This window comes from Streptomyces sp. YIM 121038 (assembly GCF_006088715.1).
Taxonomy (GTDB): domain Bacteria; phylum Actinomycetota; class Actinomycetes; order Streptomycetales; family Streptomycetaceae; genus Streptomyces.
Genome location: NZ_CP030771.1, coordinates 6,018,767 through 6,035,316, shown reverse-complemented (window position 1 = coordinate 6,035,316; position 16,550 = coordinate 6,018,767). Strand labels below are relative to the sequence as shown.

At 74.1% G+C, this 16,550-nt stretch carries 15 protein-coding genes; 7 read left to right on the top strand and 8 right to left on the bottom strand.

Annotation, left to right across the window (positions count from 1 at the left end; genetic code table 11):
- Positions 1 to 25 precede the first annotated feature (25 nt).
- Complete coding sequence (locus C9F11_RS25935; RefSeq protein WP_138961506.1) at positions 26 to 1,474, top strand: APC family permease; 1,449 nt, start codon at positions 26 to 28, stop codon at positions 1,472 to 1,474.
- Here the strand turns inward: C9F11_RS25935 and hutH are convergent, their stop codons facing one another.
- The 5 genes from hutH to C9F11_RS25910 all read right to left on the bottom strand — a co-directional run bounded on the left by hutH (position 1,475) and on the right by C9F11_RS25910 (position 7,838).
- Positions 1,475 to 3,013, bottom strand: coding sequence for a histidine ammonia-lyase (gene hutH, locus C9F11_RS25930; RefSeq protein WP_138966999.1), 1,539 nt, complete (start codon positions 3,011 to 3,013; stop codon positions 1,475 to 1,477).
- Positions 3,014 to 3,313: 300 nt separating this feature from the next.
- Positions 3,314 to 4,456, bottom strand: coding sequence for a GGDEF domain-containing protein (locus C9F11_RS25925; protein WP_138961505.1), 1,143 nt, complete (start codon positions 4,454 to 4,456; stop codon positions 3,314 to 3,316).
- 107 nt (positions 4,457 to 4,563) lie between these two features.
- Positions 4,564 to 5,358, bottom strand: a complete 795-nt coding sequence (locus C9F11_RS25920) for an enoyl-CoA hydratase-related protein (RefSeq protein ID WP_138961504.1) — start codon at positions 5,356 to 5,358, stop codon at positions 4,564 to 4,566.
- An 85-nt stretch (positions 5,359 to 5,443) separates the two neighbouring features.
- Positions 5,444 to 6,709 (bottom strand): adenylate/guanylate cyclase domain-containing protein, encoded by a 1,266-nt coding sequence (locus C9F11_RS25915; RefSeq protein WP_138961503.1) that lies wholly within the window; start codon positions 6,707 to 6,709, stop codon positions 5,444 to 5,446.
- 265 nt (positions 6,710 to 6,974) lie between these two features.
- A complete protein-coding gene (locus C9F11_RS25910) occupies positions 6,975 to 7,838 on the bottom strand; it encodes a biotin--[acetyl-CoA-carboxylase] ligase (RefSeq protein ID WP_138961502.1) in 864 nt (287 codons plus the stop codon).
- A 127-nt stretch (positions 7,839 to 7,965) separates the two neighbouring features.
- Between C9F11_RS25910 and C9F11_RS25905 the strand changes: the two genes are divergently transcribed.
- Positions 7,966 to 9,627, top strand: a complete 1,662-nt coding sequence (locus C9F11_RS25905) for an acyl-CoA carboxylase subunit beta (protein WP_249401891.1) — start codon at positions 7,966 to 7,968, stop codon at positions 9,625 to 9,627.
- A gap of 43 nt (positions 9,628 to 9,670) precedes the next feature.
- Positions 9,671 to 9,877, top strand: coding sequence for an acyl-CoA carboxylase epsilon subunit (locus C9F11_RS25900; protein ID WP_138961501.1), 207 nt, complete (start codon positions 9,671 to 9,673; stop codon positions 9,875 to 9,877).
- Positions 9,878 to 9,919: 42 nt separating this feature from the next.
- Here the strand turns inward: C9F11_RS25900 and C9F11_RS25895 are convergent, their stop codons facing one another.
- Positions 9,920 to 11,326 (bottom strand): FG-GAP-like repeat-containing protein, encoded by a 1,407-nt coding sequence (locus tag C9F11_RS25895; protein WP_138961500.1) that lies wholly within the window; start codon positions 11,324 to 11,326, stop codon positions 9,920 to 9,922.
- Positions 11,327 to 11,467: 141 nt separating this feature from the next.
- Between C9F11_RS25895 and C9F11_RS49685 the strand changes: the two genes are divergently transcribed.
- On the top strand, positions 11,468 to 11,596 hold the full coding sequence (locus C9F11_RS49685; RefSeq protein WP_260423091.1) for a hypothetical protein: 129 nt from the start codon (positions 11,468 to 11,470) through the stop codon (positions 11,594 to 11,596).
- Positions 11,597 to 11,625: 29 nt separating this feature from the next.
- Complete coding sequence (locus tag C9F11_RS25890) at positions 11,626 to 12,237, top strand: nucleoside triphosphate pyrophosphatase (protein WP_138961499.1); 612 nt, start codon at positions 11,626 to 11,628, stop codon at positions 12,235 to 12,237.
- A gap of 21 nt (positions 12,238 to 12,258) precedes the next feature.
- Here C9F11_RS25890 and C9F11_RS25885 read toward each other — a convergent pair whose 3' ends face one another.
- Positions 12,259 to 12,711 (bottom strand): hypothetical protein, encoded by a 453-nt coding sequence (locus tag C9F11_RS25885; protein WP_249401890.1) that lies wholly within the window; start codon positions 12,709 to 12,711, stop codon positions 12,259 to 12,261.
- A 369-nt stretch (positions 12,712 to 13,080) separates the two neighbouring features.
- Between C9F11_RS25885 and C9F11_RS25880 the strand changes: the two genes are divergently transcribed.
- Entirely contained in the window at positions 13,081 to 14,853 is a 1,773-nt protein-coding gene (locus C9F11_RS25880) for a biotin carboxylase N-terminal domain-containing protein (RefSeq protein ID WP_138961498.1), read from the top strand.
- Positions 14,854 to 14,965: 112 nt separating this feature from the next.
- Entirely contained in the window at positions 14,966 to 15,535 is a 570-nt protein-coding gene (locus C9F11_RS25875; RefSeq protein ID WP_138961497.1) for a TetR/AcrR family transcriptional regulator, read from the top strand.
- 31 nt (positions 15,536 to 15,566) lie between these two features.
- On the opposite strand, the gene C9F11_RS25870 is transcribed toward C9F11_RS25875, so the two are convergent.
- Positions 15,567 to 16,538, bottom strand: coding sequence for a DeoR/GlpR family DNA-binding transcription regulator (locus C9F11_RS25870; protein ID WP_138961496.1), 972 nt, complete (start codon positions 16,536 to 16,538; stop codon positions 15,567 to 15,569).
- Positions 16,539 to 16,550: the final 12 nt, after the last annotated feature.

Sequence of the window (16,550 nt, the reverse complement as noted above, 5' to 3'; positions counted from 1 at the left end):
CGACCGTCGCGCCCAGGAGGCTCCCATGCCGGAGAAGGGCTTCGTACGCCGCGTGGGCCCCTTCCAGGCCACCGCCATCAACATGAGCCAGATGTGTGGCATCGGACCTTTCGTGACGATCCCGCTGATGGTCGCGGCGTTCGGCGGGCCGCAGGCGGTCACCGGGTTCGTCGCGGGCGCGCTGCTCGCGCTCGCGGACGGCCTGGTCTGGGCCGAGCTGAGCGCCGCCATGCCGGGCTCGGGCGGCAGCTACGTCTATCTGCGCCAGGCCTTCCAGTACCGCACCAGGCGGCTGATGCCGTTCCTGTTCGTGTGGACGGCGATGCTGTTCATCCCGGTGGGCATGTCCACGGGAATCGTGGGGTTCGTGCAGTACCTGGGCTATCTCGCGCCCGGCATGGGGCGCACGACCGGCGATCTGATCGGGCTCGGCGTGATCGCGCTCGTCATCGCGCTGCTGTGGCGCGGCATCGAGCACATCGCGCGGATCACGGCCGTGATGTGGGTCGTGATGATCGTGTCGGTCGGCTGCGTGATCGTCGCCTCGCTCACGCACTTCGACGCCGACCTGGCGTTCACCTACCCGTCCGGCGCCTTCGAGCTGACGAGCGACCACTTCTGGATCGGCTTCGCGGGCGGCCTGACGATCGGCATCTACGACTACCTCGGCTACAACACGGCCGCCTACCTGGGCGCCGAGATCAAGGACCCGGGGCGCACCCTGCCCCGCGCGATCGTCTTCTCGATCCTCGGCATCATGACGATCTACCTGCTGCTCCAGATCGGCACGCTCGGCGTCATCGACTGGCACCGCATGACGGACCCCGACGACGTGGCCTCGACGTCCGTGGCGTCGGCGGTCCTGGAGGAGACCTGGGGCAGGGGCGCGGCGGACACGGTGACCGTGCTCATCCTGATCACCGCGTTCGCGTCCGTCTTCGCGGGGCTGCTCGGCGGCTCCCGGGTGCCCTACGACGCGGCCCGCGACCGCGTGTTCTTCCGGCCGTACGCGAGGCTGCACGCCCGGCACCGCTTCCCGGTGCTCGGCCTCGCGACGATGGGCGCGGTGACCTCCGGGGGCTTCCTGCTCGGCCGCCACACCGACCTCGCGACCCTGATCCAGCTCCTGACGGCCGTGATGGTCCTGGTGCAGGCGCTGGCCCAGATCCTCGCCCTGAGCGTGCTGCGCCGCCGCCAGCCGGCGCTGCGCCGCCCCTACCGCATGTGGCTGTACCCGCTGCCGAGCTTCGTGGCGCTCGCGGGCTGGCTGGTCATCTACGGGTACGCCGACAAGAACGCGCCGGGCCGCCACCCCATCGAGTGGTCGCTCGCCTGGGTCGCGCTCGGCTGCGTGGCGTTCGTGGTGTGGGCGCGCCGGGAGAAGGTGTGGCCGTACGGGCCGAAGGAGATCAGCGAGGACTTCCTGCCGGCGAGCCCGGCTCCGGGGGACCCGGAGCCGGTGCCGGAGCCGTGATCAGGCCAGCGGTCCCGTGACCTGCTCCGCCGCGGCGACGAGCTCGCCACCGCGGACGAACCGCTCCGCCGCCGCCAGGTCCGGCGCGAGATAGCGGTCCGGGCCCGGGCCCTCGACGCCCGCCTTGCGCACGGCCTCGATGACGGCGCGGCTCGCGGGGGCGGGGGTGAGGCCCTCGCGCAGCTCGACGCCGCGCGTGGCCGCGTACAGCTCGACGGCGAGGATCCGGGCGAGGTTGTCGACGGCGGTCCGCAGCTTGCGCGCGGCCGACCAGCCCATGGAGACGTGGTCCTCCTGCATGGCGGAGGACGGGATCGAGTCGGCGGATGCCGGGACGGCGAGCCGCTTCATCTCGCTGACCAGGGCGGCCTGCGTGTACTGGGCGATCATCAGGCCGGAGTCGACGCCCGCGTCGTCGGCGAGGAACGGCGGCAGGCCGTGCGAGCGGTTCTTGTCGAGCAGCCGGTCGGTGCGCCGCTCGGCGATGGAGCCGAGGTCGGCGGCGGCGACGGCGAGGAAGTCCAGGACGTACGCGACGGGCGCGCCGTGGAAGTTGCCGTTGGACTCCACGCGCCCGTCCGGCAGGACGACCGGGTTGTCGACGGCGGCGGCCAGCTCGCGCTCGGCGACGGTGCGGGCGTGCGCGAGGGTGTCCCTGCCCGCGCCCGCGACCTGCGGGGCGCAGCGCACCGAGTACGCGTCCTGGACGCGCGGCGCGTCGTCCTGGTGGTGCCCGGTCAGGCCCGAACCGGCGAGGACGGCCAGCATGTTGGCCGCGGCGGCGGCCTGCCCGGGGTGCGGGCGGATGGCGTGCAGCTCGGGCGCGAGGACCTTCGCCGTACCGAGCAGGGCCTCCAGGGAGAGCGCGGCGGTGATGTCTGCGGACTTGTACAGGACGTCCAGGTCGGCGAGGGCCATCACCAGCATGCCGAGCATGCCGTCGGTGCCGTTGAGCAGCGCGAGGCCCTCCTTCTCGCGCAGCTCGACCGGGGTGATGCCGTGCTCGGCGAGCAGCTCGGCGGCGGGCCGCACCGTCCCGTCCGGGCCCTCGGCGTCACCCTCGCCCATCAGGGTCAGGGCGCAGTGGCTGAGCGGGGCGAGGTCGCCGGAGCAGCCCAGGGAGCCGTACTCGTGGACGACCGGGGTGATGCCCGCGTTCAGGACGTCGGCCATGGTCTGCGCGACCTGCGGGCGCACCCCGGTGTGGCCGGAGCAGACCGTCTTCAGGCGCAGGAACATCAGCGCCCGCACGACCTCGCGCTCCACGCGCGGGCCCATGCCTGCGGCGTGCGAACGGACGATGTTCCGCTGGAGCTGGGCGCGCAGGTCGTGGTCGATGTGCCGACTGGCGAGGGCGCCGAAGCCGGTGGAGACGCCGTACACCGGCTCCGGTTTGGCGGCGAGGGCGTCGACGATCTCCCGGGCCGCGGTGAGGGCGACGACGGCGTCGTCGCCGAGCTCGATGCGGGCGTTCCGGCGGGCGACGGCCACGACGTCCGCGGCGGTGGTGCCGGACGTCCCTACGACCACAGTCTGCATATCCATATTCAGGAGCGTACGCATTGAAACTCGCCGTGTCACTGGGGAACTCCGCACGCTTCCCCCCGGACCACCACGAGGTTCCCCACGGCCCACCACGAGGCTCCCCACGGACCACCGCAGGGGCTCACCGCGAACCACCCCGGGGCTCACCGCAGACCACCCCAGGGCTCGCCGCGGGCCACCGCGGACCACCGTACGGGTCACCGGAGAACACGACACGAGCCACCGAGGAACGCCCCAGCGGCCGCTGGGGAACACCACGGGGGGGGTACGCCCGGGGGGCGCCCCCGGTGCGGGCTACCGCCCCCGGAAGCGGCGGCGCTCGCCCCGCGCGGGAGTCGCCGCCTCGTCCGCGAGGCGCACCACGGGGTCGTCGGCGCCCTCGCGCCCCGCGACCACCGGCTTCAGCGCCCGCGCGCCCTTCGCCCGGTACTGCGCCGCGTCCGCGAGCCGGAACAGGCGCCGGGCCGACCGCACCGGGCCGATCGGATCCCCCGTCGAAGCGACCCCGCAGGCGACCCCCTCGCCCAGCTCCAACTCGTACGCCCGCAGGCACAGTTCGTCGGCGACCCGCACCACCTCGTCCGAGGAGGGGCCGATCGAAAGGAGGCAGAACTCGTCGCCGCCGAGCCGGGCCGCGAGGGCCCCCGGCAGCATCGCCCCGCACAGCGAGAGCAGCGAGCCGAAGCGCTCCAGGAGCCGGTCGCCGACCGCGTGCCCGAGCCGGTCGTTGACCTGCTTGAGCCCGTTCACGTCGCAGACGACGAGGCTGACGACGACGCCCTCGGCCCGGTGCCGCTCCACGGCCTCGTCGAGCCGTACGTCGACCGCGCGGCGGTTGGCGAGGCCGGTGAGGGAGTCCGTGAAGGCGAGGCGCCGGGCCTCCTCCAGGCGCTCGGTCTGGGCGATCCCGGCGGCGACCACGGCCGCGAGGACGGTGGCGAAGTCCGCGTCGGTCCGGTCGAAGACCGGCGCGCCCACCGGCCGCGCCACGTACAGCTCGCCCCAGGCGCGCCCGCGCAGCACGATCGGGGCCACCACGCAGCAGCCGCGCCCGCGTCGGCGCAGCGCGGCGACCCGCTGGTGGCAGTAGCCCGCGCGCCCGCCGTCACCGGGCCCCCGCGCGGTCTCCACCCAGGCGTGCGGCTCGCCGCCGCCCGCCCAGCGCTCGTGCAGGAACTCCGTGATCTCCGGGAACTGGTGGACGGGGTAGGCCTCGCCCTCGGGGAACTCCTCCTCCCCCGCGGCCAGCTCCCCGACGTTGGCGAGGACGCGCAGGCGCCCGCGCTCGCGCTCCCACACGGACAGCGCGGCGAAGCTCCCGTCCAGGGCCCGCCGGGCGCCCTGGGCGGCCGCGCGCCAGGACCCGCGCGGGGTGTGCGCGGCGGCCATCCCCTGCGCGAGCGCCACGACAGCGCGCAACCGAACGTCCTGTCCCATCACTCCAGGTTACGGACATTCCACGCAAAGGGAGACGTGAGGCCGGAGCGCCCCGCGAGCGGGGCCGGGCACCCCGGGGGCGAGGCCGGGGCACCCCGCGCGCGGCCCTACTCCCCGGGCCACTCCGGCTTCCGCTTCTCGTTGAACGCCGCCACGCCCTCCGCCCGGTCCCCGGAGAACGCCACCGACCGCCAGGCCGCGTCCTCCACCTCCAGGCCCGCGCGCAGGTCGAGCCCGTGGCCGAGGCGCAGCGCGCGCTTGGCGGCACGCAGCCCGACGGGCGAGTTCGCGGCGATGCGGGCGGCGAGCGCCAGGGCCTCGTCGCGGTCCTCGCCCTCGCCCGCCACCAGGTCGACGAGCCCGAGCTCCTTGGCCTCCGCGGCCGCCACGCGGCGCGCCGAGAAGATCAGCTCGGCGGCCCGCGCTGCGCCCACGCGCCGGGGAAGCAGCTGGGTGCCGCCACCGCCGGGCAGCACGCCCACGGACACCTCGGGCAGGCCGACCACGGCCGTCGGGTCGGCGACGATGACGTCGCAGGACAGCGCGAGCTCGAAGCCGCCGCCGAGGGCGTAGCCGTGCACGGCGGCGACGGTGGGCATCGGCAGGTCGAGCACCCCGGTGTACGCGGCCCGGGTGACGGGCCGCTGGCGCACCAGCTCCGCGTCGGTGAGGGAGTTGCGCTCCTTGAGGTCGGCGCCCACGCAGAACGCGCGCTCGTGCGTGGAGGTCAGCACCACCACGCGCACGTCCCGGTCCGCGCCGAGCGCGTCGCAGGCCTCGCTGATGGAGCGGGCCATGGCGCTGGACACGGCGTTCATGGCCTTGGGCCGGTCCAGCGCGAGCTCCGCCACGTGGCCGTGCCGGCGTACTCCCACGAACTCCCCGAACCGCAGCTCGCCCATGACCCCTCCAACTCCCGGTTAACGACCGTTACCCCGCGATCATGTCAGCAGGACCGCGCCTTGGGTACCCGTCACCGGCCGGGCGTCAGCCCCTGCGGGTGAGCAGCCAGGGCTCGACGATGCCGAGGCCGCGGACCGGCCGCTGCCACATCGGCTGGAGCGCGAAGCGGTACCCGGGCGGCTCCTCGCCCCCCTTCTCGGCGCGCTCGGCTAGCGCCGCGGCCTCCGTCTCGGACGCCGGGGCCTCCCCGGTGCGGGTCAGCTCCTCGGCGAGGGCCCCGTCGACGAGCACGGCGTCCCGGGGCGCTATCGAGGTGAGGCGGCTCGCGAGGTTCACCGTGGTGCCGAACACGTCGCCCATGCGGGTCGTCACCGTGCCGAAGGCGATGCCGACGCGCAGCTCGGGCATGGTCTCGTCGTTCGCCATGGTCTCGATGAGCCGCAGCGCGATCTCGGCCGCGATCCCGGCGTCGTCGGCGGCGAAGAGCACCTCGTCGCCGAGGGTCTTGATGAGCCGTCCGCCGTGCGCGGCGACCAGGTCGGCGGCCGTCGTCTCGAACGCCTCGACCAGCTCGCCGAGTTCCTCCTCCTCCATGCGCCGCGTGAGGCGCGTGAAGCCGACGAGGTCGGCGAAGCCGACGGCGAGCCGCCGGTCGACCATCTCCTCGTCGTCGGCCGCCTGGACGACCCGGCCGGTGGCCGCGGCGAGCTGCCGCCGCCACACGTAGATGAGGAACTCCTCCAGCTCGGGCAGCAGCAGTTCGACGAGCGGATACGTGACTTCCGTACGGGTCATGCCCGGCTCGGGCGGCTCGGTGAGGCCCTCCAGGAACGAGTCGATCTGCCACTCCGCGAGCCGGGCGGTGGTCTGCCCGGTGGACCGCGCCACCTGCACCGCCATCGCCTCGCTCAGCAGGCCCGCCTCGACGAGGCCCGCGAGGCGGCGCAGCGCGAGCACGTCGGCCTCGGTGAGGGCCTTGGCCTGGCCGATGTCGGGGAAGCCCATGGCCCGCCAGAAGCGGGACGCCAGCTCCATGGAGACGCCCGCGCTGCGGGCCGCCTGGAAGGGGGTGTAGCGCCGGTCGGCCCCGAGGATCAGCTGCTCCAGGCGCAGCGCCAGGGGGTCCTTGTCGTCGTCGGGGTCGGCCGGGTGCCCGGGGTTCGCCGTGCGGTCGAGGGCCGCCGCCAGGTCCGGCTCCGCCGGGCGGTAGGAGTCGTCCGGCTTGTCGTCCTTGGCGGCCTTGTCGCCCGCGCCGGGTCCCTCCTCGGAGGCCGGGGGTGCCGCCGCGCGGGGCTCACCGTCGGGGGCTGGGTGTGCGCCCTGGCCGGAGCCGGTGTCGTCGACGGTCACGCCTGCTGCCCTTCCGATCTGCCACGGTCAGATATCGACCGGCGCCAACTTTACGGCAGGTGTGCCCCAGCTCACTCCCGGCTCGGCCCGCCGCCCTCGCGGGGCGCCCCAGGCCCGCCCCTTCCCGCTTCCTGGGGGCTCCGCCCCCAGACCCCCGCTCCTCAAACGCCGGAGGGGCTGGAATACAGCGCCGTTGTCGGGGGTCCAAGGGGGCGGAGCCCCCTTGTTCGGGAAGGGGCGGGATTGGGGAGCCCCGCGAGGGCCGTCAGCCGACGCCGCGCAGGTGGACGACGTCCCCCGCGCCCACGGGCTCCCGAACCCCCTCGGCCGTGGCGAGAACCAGCCGCCCGTCCCCGTCCACCGCCACGGCCTCGCCGGAGACCTCGCGCCCCCCGGGCAGCTCGGCCCGCACCGCGCGCCCGAGGGTCGCGCACCCCGCCGCGTACGCCTCCTGGAGCCCGCAGGCCGCCGGGTCGCCCCCGACCGCGCGCCAGTCGCCGTACCAGCGCTCCAGGCTGCGCAGGACGGCCCGCAGGAGGGGGTCGCGGTCGGTGCCCACGGCGCCCGCGAGGGCGAGGGAGCCCGCGTGCGGCACGGGAAGCTCCGCCGCGCGCAGGGTGACGTTGACGCCGATGCCGACGACGACACCGGTGGCGCCCGCGCGTTCGGCGAGGATGCCGCCGGCCTTGCGCTCGTCCCCGTCGACGGTGACGAGCAGGTCGTTGGGCCACTTCAGCGCGGTGTCGACCCCGGCGGCCCGGGCGAGGCCGGTGGCGACGGCGACGCCGGTGAGCAGCGGCAGCCAGCCCCACCGCTCCACGGGCACCTCGTCCGGCTTGAGCAGGACGGAGAAGAACAGGCCCGAGCGCGCGGGCGCGGTCCAGCGCCGGTCGAGGCGGCCGCGCGCCGCGCTCTGCGCCTCGGCGACGAGCACGGCGCCCTCGGGCAGCTCGTCGGCGCGGGCGGCCAGGTCGCTGTTGGTGGAGCCGGTGGACGCCACCACGTCCAGGGAGCGGTAGAGCCCGCCGTCGCGGACGAGCGCGCGGCGCAGCGCGGCCGCGTTCAGGGGCGGGCGGTCCAGGTCGCTCCAGCGGTTCCCGGTGTTCTCTGGGTCATTCGACGGCGTCATGCAAGCCACCCTAGGTGTGGTAAACGCCGCACTGCACAGGCGTATCCGCGCCGATACGCTACGAGTCAGTAGCCAGCGTCGTAAGCCCCTCACCGTCCCCTTTGAGCAGGCAGGGAGCCGCGTCCCGATGTCCGAGCCGCACGAGCCCAAGCAGCCCTCCGCGCAGCCCCAGGAGCCTCACCAGGCCCCGGCGCCCACCGGGGGCGATCCCGGCACCGACATCCACACGACCGCCGGGAAGCTGGCCGACCTGCGGCGCCGCATCGAGGAGGCGAAGCACGCCGGTTCGGCGCGCGCGGTCGAGAAGCAGCACGCCAAGGGGAAGTTGACGGCGCGCGAGCGGATCGAGCTGCTGCTCGACGAGGGCTCGTTCGTGGAGCTCGACGAGTTCGCCCGGCACCGCTCCACCGACTTCGGCATGGAGCACAACCGCCCGTACGGGGACGGCGTGGTGACCGGCTACGGCACGGTCGACGGCCGCCCGGTCGCCGTCTTCTCGCAGGACTTCACGGTCCTCGGCGGCTCGCTCGGCGAGGTCTTCGGCCAGAAGATCATGAAGGTGATGGACTTCGCCCTGAAGACGGGCTGTCCGGTGGTCGGGATCAACGACTCGGGCGGCGCCCGCATCCAGGAGGGCGTGATGGCCCTCGGGATGTACGGCGAGATCTTCCGCCGCAACACGCACGCGTCCGGGGTGATCCCGCAGATCAGCCTGGTCGTCGGGCCGTGCGCGGGCGGCGCCGTGTACTCCCCGGCGATCACCGACTTCACGGTGATGGTCGACCGGACCTCGCACATGTTCATCACGGGCCCGGACGTCATCAAGACCGTCACCGGCGAGGACGTCGGCTTCGAGGAGCTGGGCGGCGCCCGCACGCACAACGCGACCTCCGGCGTGGCCCACCACATGGCGGGCGACGAGAAGGACGCGATCGAGTACGTCAAGTCGCTGCTCTCGTACCTGCCGTCGAACAACCTCAGCGAGCCCCCGGTCTTCCCCGAGGAGGCGGACCTGGAGGCGACCGACGAGGACCGCGAGCTCGACGTGCTCGTGCCGGACAGCGCCAACCAGCCGTACGACATGCACACGGTCATCGAGCACGTCCTGGACGACGGGGACTTCTTCGAGACGCAGCCGCTGTTCGCGCCGAACATCCTCACCGGCTTCGGGCGCGTCGAGGGCCACCCGGTGGGCATCGTCGCCAACCAGCCGATGCAGTTCGCGGGCTGCCTCGACATCGACGCGAGCGAGAAGGCCGCGCGCTTCGTGCGCACCTGCGACGCGTTCAACGTGCCCGTGCTGACCTTCGTGGACGTGCCGGGCTTCCTGCCCGGCGTCGGCCAGGAGCACGAGGGCATCATCCGCCGCGGCGCCAAGCTGATCTACGCGTACGCGGAGGCGACGGTCCCGCTGATCACCGTGATCACGCGCAAGGCCTTCGGCGGCGCGTACGACGTGATGGGCTCCAAGCACCTGGGCGCGGACCTGAACCTGGCCTGGCCGACCGCGCAGATCGCGGTGATGGGCGCGCAGGGCGCGGTGAACATCCTGCACCGCCGCACGATCGCCGCGGCCGGGGACGAGGCCGCCCAGGAGGAGACCCGGGCGCGGCTCATCCAGGAGTACGAGGACACGCTCCTGAACCCGTACACGGCCGCCGAGCGCGGCTACGTGGACGCGGTGATCATGCCCTCCGAGACCCGCTCGCACCTCGTGCGCGGCCTGCGCCAGCTGCGTACGAAGCGGGAGTCCCTGCCCCCGAAGAAGCACGGCAACATCCCGCTGTAGCCCGGCCCCCACGGCTGTGTCCCGACCCCCGAGGAGCCCATTCGTGATCAAGGTCGTACGAGGCAACCCGACCCCCGAGGAGCTGGCCGCCGCCCTGGCGGTGGTCCAGGCGCGCGCCGCGGCGGCCGCGCAGGCGCCGTCCGGCGCGCCCCGCACCCCGGACGCCTGGGCGGACCCGGCCCGCGTGGCCCGCGAGCGCCTGCCGCAGCCGGGCCCCGCGTCCTGGGGCCGCACGTACTGGCCCGTGTGACGGGCCCGGTGGGGGCGCGGCCCGCGCCCCCACCGCGGCGGTTCAGCGCCCGAGCACGGACCCGAACCGCTTGTTCCGGTACGTGAGGCCGAACGCCCTCTCGCTGAGCGAGTACGCCCCCGCGGCGCCGATCCCGCCCTTCGTGCCGCGCAGCACCCAGGCGGAGCCGTCGTTCCACCGCGCGCCGGGGAACACGCTCTCGCCGGACGCGGCGACGACGACCTCGGCCCTGCCGTCGCCGTTGGTGTCCCGCACCTGGACCGCGGAGCCGAAGCGGTCGTCGTCCTCGGCCGTGCCCGGCACGCCCGCCGTGCTCTGGTCGAGGACCTGCGCGCCGGTGCCGGTGAGCCCGGCCGCGGAGCCCTTGAGGAGGTGGACGGCGCCGGTGGCGGTGCGGCCGTCCGCGCCCTTCGCGGGGGCGCCGACCGCGACGTCGGCGTAGCCGTCGCCGTCGACGTCGCCGACCGAGGCGCTCGCGCCGAACGCGTCGCCCTCCTCGCCCTCGTCCGGCACGCCCGGGCTGTTCTGGTCGAGCACCGTCGCGCCGCCGCTGCCGGGGCCGCGCCCGCCGCCGTAGTAGACGCCGACCGCGCCGCCGCCGGGGGCGGCCGCATCGGTGATCACGACGTCCGCGTAGCCGTCCTTGTTCACGTCGCCGGAGCCCTCCAGGCCGATGCGGGTGGCGGGCAGCGCGGCGGGCGGGCGCGCGAACGTCACGCCGGTGCGGCCGCCCTTCCAGTAGCCGACCCAGCCGTCGAGGTCGTCGCCCTCCGCGTTGTCGATGCCGGAGGCGAGCAGGTCGTCGTCGCCGTCGCCGTCGTAGTCCCCGGCCTCCAGGCGCTCCACGAGGCGGAAGGCGTCCTCGCCGTGGAGGTTCAGGCGCTGCTGCCGCGGGGCCCGGGTGCGGGTGAAGCCGTCGCCGGAGAGGCTGACCGCGCCCCAGTAGGAGTGCGTGGCGACGTGCTGCCTGCCGTCGCCGTCGAAGTCGCCGACGACGACGGACCCGCCGTAGTGCACGTCGAGGCCGGTGCGCGGCGAGGTCATGCTCAGACCGCCGTGGACGAGCCCGCCCCGGCCGCCCCACAGCACGGTGACGATCCCCCGCTCGTCGTTCTCGCCCGGCACCCCGACGACCAGGTCCGCGTATCCGTCGCCGTCCAGGTCCCCGGTGTCGTACGCGCCCCCGAACCGGTCGCGCTCCTCCGGCGCCCCCGGCACCTTCGCCGACGCCTGGCTGACCAGCTGCCTGCGCCCGCCCGCGACGCCGTCCGCGGAGCCGTACAGGACGGCGACGTGCCCGGCCTTCCTGACGCCGTTCACGGTCGCGTCGGGGGTGGCGAGGACCACGTCGCCGTAGCCGTCGCCGTCGAAGTCGGCGGCGGCCTTCGCGGCCGGTGCGGGCGCGGCCGCCGCCACCGCCATCAGGACCTTGGTGCGCAGTGCGCGCATATCAGAACGCTCCCCTCCCGGACGACCAACGCGTAGTTGACGCCGGACACCGGCGCGGGGTTGTACGGGTGAACGGTCGATCTGCGGAACTTAGGTACGCGTACTCAGGCGCGGCACCGGCCCGGCGCGCACCATCGAGCCATGCTGTGGTCCGACCCGGAGAACGACCCGCCCAAGGACATGCGGGACATGCAGGTCAAGATGCGCCGCGCGGGCGTGCTCCTGGCGGTGGCCATGCTCCTCGCGATGCTGATCCTGGGGATCATCTGAGCGGACGGGACCGGGGCTACGCTGACCGCATGAGTGATCAGCCCACCCGCCGCCTCGTCCTCGCCTCCCAGTCCCCCGCCCGCCTCGGCCTGCTGCGCCAGGCGGGGCTCGCCCCCGAGGTGATCGTCAGCGGGGTCGACGAGGACGCGGTCACCGCCCCCACCCCGGCCGAGCTCGCCAAGGCCCTCGCGGAGGCGAAGGCGTCGGTGGTCGCCGCGCGGCCGGACGTCAAGGGCGCCCTGGTCATCGGCTGCGACTCGGTCCTGGAGCTGGACGGCCAGGCCCTCGGCAAGCCCGCCGACGCCGAGGAGGCCACCGCCCGCTGGAAGGCGATGCGCGGCCGCGCGGGCGTCCTGCAGACCGGGCACTGCGTGTACGACACGGCCTCGGGCCGGCACGTCGCCGCCACCGCCTCGACGGTGGTCCGCTTCGGCGAGCCCTCGGACGAGGAGATCGCGGCGTACGTGGCGAGCGGCGAACCGCTGTACGTGGCGGGCGCGTTCACGCTCGACGGCCGCTCGGCCCCCTTCATCGACGGCATCGACGGCGACCACGGCAACGTCATCGGCCTCTCCCTGCCGCTCCTCCGCCGCCTCCTGGCCGAACTGGGCGTGGGCATCACCCAGTTGTGGGCCGACTAGCGCACGGCCGCGGACGGCGCCTCACGCCGTCCGCGGGGCCCCGTCACCGGGCGGCGGGGCGTCCGCCGCCGCGGCCCGGCCCTCGTGGCGGTCGTAGGCCATCAGCGTCAGCACGACGAGCCCAAGCACCAGCATCATGAACGCGAACGCGAGCCAGCCCACCAGGCCCACCGCGAACGCGCCGAGCAGCGCGTGCAGCACGGCGGCGCTGATCAGTACGGCGTGTCCGAAGCCGCCCGGCGCGCGGTCGCGCACGGCGGTGCGCGCCAGCAGGAAGCCGCACAGCGCCAGATAGAGCCCGAGGGCACCGCCCGCGAGCCACGTCGCCACGGTCATGGCGTGCGGGTCGAGCCCGGCGAGGGACATCTTCTGCTTGTCGACGACCAGGCCCAGGAACCAGTTGAGGAACGCGACGCCGGCCGCCCCCGCCCACAGCACGACCGCTCCCGCCCACGCCACCGGTCTGCGCCCCACGGCGCCCCACCCACTCTCCACCGATCCCCGGCAACCGCTGTTACCGCAAGTACGTACGAGCCATCGGGCACGCTACTAACGGGTAAACCGGGGGACAAGAGCCGTGCCGGAGGCAAAGATTCATTGGGCCATTCGTAGGGACTCCACAAAGAAAGCTCCCGCGCCGCAGCGCGCCCTCACAGAGACCTTGAGCACACCGGAGGGCTACGCTGCCGGGAAGGGACCCTGCGTACCACGGTGCGACAAGGGATTTCGGGGGTCGGGCGCGCCTCGGATCACGCTCCGTGTGGGCAAGCTCACCAATGGGGACGGGTCGAAAGGGCGTGTCGGCAGTCCCTAAACTCGGCTTGTTTCAAGGAGGGAGCCATCGTGCGCAAGGTGCTCATCGCCAACCGTGGCGAAATCGCTGTCCGGGTCGCCCGGGCGTGCCGGGATGCCGGGATCGCGAGCGTTGCCGTCTACGCGGACCCCGACCGGGACGCGCTGCATGTGCGGGCCGCAGACGAGGCGTTCGCCCTCGGCGGTGACACCCCGGCGACCAGTTATCTGGACATGGCGAAGGTGCTCGCCGCCGCCAAGGACTCCGGGGCGGACGCCGTCCACCCCGGCTACGGCTTCCTCTCCGAGAACGCCGAGTTCGCGCAGGCCGTCCTGGACGCGGGCCTCACCTGGATCGGCCCGCCGCCGCAGGCGATCCGGGACCTGGGTGACAAGGTCGCCGCCCGGCACATCGCGCAGCGCGCGGGCGCCCCGCTGGTCGCGGGCACCCCGGACCCGGTCTCGGGTGCCGACGAGGTCGTCGCGTTCGCCGAGGAGCACGGCCTGCCCATCGCCATCAAGGCGGCGTTCGGCGGCGGCGGCCGCGGCCTGAAGGTCGCCCGCACCCTCGAAGAGGTGCCGGAGCTGTACGACTCCGCGGTGCGCGAGGCGGTCGCCGCCTTCGGCCGCGGCGAGTGCTTCGTGGAGCGCTACCTGGACAAGCCGCGCCACGTCGAGACCCAGTGCCTCGCCGACCAGCACGGCAACGTGGTCGTGGTCTCCACCCGTGACTGCTCGCTCCAGCGCCGCCACCAGAAGCTGGTGGAGGAGGCCCCGGCGCCGTTCCTCTCCGACGCCCAGGTCGAGGAGCTGTACAGCGCGTCGAAGGCGATCCTGAAGGAGGCCGGCTACGTCGGCGCGGGCACCGTCGAGTTCCTCGTCGGCGCCGACGGCACGATCTCCTTCCTGGAGGTCAACACCCGTCTCCAGGTGGAGCACCCGGTCACCGAGGAGGTCGCCGGGATCGACCTGGTCCGCGAGATGTTCCGCATCGCCGACGGCGCGGAGCTCGGCTACGGCGACCCCGAACTGCGCGGCCACTCCTTCGAGTTCCGCATCAACGGCGAGGACCCGGGCCGGGGCTTCCTGCCCGCCCCCGGCACCGTCACCAGGTTCGCGGGCCCGTCCGGCCCCGGTGTCCGCCTGGACGCGGGCGTCGAGTCCGGCTCGGTCATCGGCCCGGCCTGGGACTCGCTGCTCGCCAAGCTGATCGTCACCGGGCGCACCCGCAAGGAGGCCCTGGAGCGGGCCGCCCGCGCGCTGGCCGAGTTCGAGGTCGAGGGCATGGCCACCGCCATCCCGTTCCACCGCAAGGTGGTCGCCGACCCGGCGTTCGCACCCGAACTGACCGGCTCCGACGAGCCGTTCACGGTCTTCACCCGGTGGATCGAGACCGAGTTCGTCAACGACATCCCCCCGTTCGCCCCCGTGGGCGGCGACGCCGAGGAGGAGGACGGCGACCGCGAGACGATCGTCGTCGAGGTCGGCGGCAAGCGCCTCGAGGTCTCCCTGCCCGCCGGCATGGGCATGTCCCTGGCGCGTACGGGACTTTCGGCGGGCGCCAAGCCGAAGCGCCGCGCGGCCAAGAAGTCCGGCCCGGCGGCGTCCGGCGACACCCTGGCGTCGCCGATGCAGGGCACGATCGTCAAGGTCGCGGTCGAGGAGGGCCAGGAGGTCAAGGAGGGCGACCTCATCGTGGTCCTGGAGGCCATGAAGATGGAGCAGCCCCTGAACGCCCACCGCTCCGGCACCGTCAAGGGCCTCCAGGCCGAGGTGGGCGCGAGCCTCACCTCGGGCGCGGCCATCTGCGAGATCAAGGACTGACTCTTCCCGGTACGGGCACCCTGAGCCCGTACCGCCAGGCCTCCGCCCACCCGTCCCCTTCCGGGGCGGGTGGGCGGGGGCGTTCGGACCGTCCGGCGACCGAGGAGGCCGCATGCGCGCCGATGCCCAGCGCAACCACCAGCGCCTCCTGAAGGAGGCCCGCTCCGCCTTCGCGGAGCACGGCACGGACACCTCCCTCGAAGACGTCGCCCGCCGCGCGGGCGTGGGCATCGGCACCCTGTACCGGCACTTCCCCAACCGCCACGCCCTGATGAGCGCCGTGTTCGAGGAAGCGGTCAGCGACCTCCTGAGCCGCTCACGGGAGCTGCTCGGCGCCCCGCAGCCCTGTGCGGCCCTCGTGGCGTGGCTGCGCGCCCTGGTGACGCACGCGAGCGAGTACCGGGGGCTCGCGCGGGCCCTGATGTCGGTGTCGCGGGACGACAGCACCCCGCTGGGGCGGTGCAGCCGCCCCATGCGGGAGGCGGGTGCGGCCCTCCTCGCCCGCGCCCAGGCGGCGGGCGCGGTGCGCGCGGGCGTGTCCATCGAGGACCTGCTCCAGCTGACGAACGCGATCGCCCTGGCCGCCGAGGAGTCCCCCGGCGACCCGGAGCTCGCCGACCGCCTGCTCACCCTGACCCTGCGCGGCCTCAAGGCCCACCCCGCGGGCCCGTCCGGCGGCTGAGGACGAGGCGCGGCGCGCCCCGCCCCCTGGCCTACCGCCGCCGGAGGTCGGCCACCCTCGCCGCCCGCTCCCCGGACTGCTGGTCGCCCAGGACCGCCGCACTGCGCAGCTGCGGCCCCTGGCCCCCGTGCCCCCGCCGCTGGCCGGGCAGCGGTACGTCCCTGCGGGGCTGGCGGCCCGTGGGCACGGGGTCGACCCCCGGGCCCTGGCCGGGGCCCGCGGCTCCGCCGGCCACGGCGATCTGCACGCCCTGGTCCGCCAGGGCCTGCAACTCGGTGGCCGCGCGGTCGTCGTGGGCGGGCGGTTCGTCGGTGACGAGGCGGGTGATGACGTCCGTCGGCACGGTCTGGAACATCGTGTCCGTGCCGAGTTTGGTGTGGTCGGCGAGGACCACGACCTCGGCCGCCGCCTGGACGAGCGCGCGGTCCACGCTCGCGGACAGCATGTTCGACGTGGACAGGCCGCGCTCTGCGGTCAGGCCACTGCCGGACAGGAAGGCGCGCGAGACCCTGAGCCCCTGGAGCGACTGTTCGGCACCACTGCCCACCAGGGCGTAGTTGGAGCCGCGCAGGGTGCCGCCGGTCATGACGACTTCCACTCTGTTGGCGTGGGCCAGGGCCTGGGCCACGAGCAGGGAGTTGGTGACCACGGTCAGGCCGGGTACCCGCGCGAGCCGGCGGGCCAGCTCCTGCGTGGTCGTACCCGCCCCGACGACGATGGCCTCGCCCTCATCGACGAGACCCGCCGCGAGGTCGGCGATGGCCGTCTTCTCGGCGGACGCGAGATGCGATTTCTGCGGAAAGCCGGACTCCCGCGTGAATCCGCCCGGCAATACCGCACCGCCATGCCGGCGGTCGAGGAGTCCTTCTGCCTCCAGCGCGCGCACGTCCCGCCGTACGGTCACTTCGGAGGTCTGGACGACGCGGGCGAGCTCACGGAGCGACACAGCCCCGTTGGCCCGCACCATTTCGAGGATCAATTGGCGACGTTCTGCAGCGAACACGAAACTGACAGT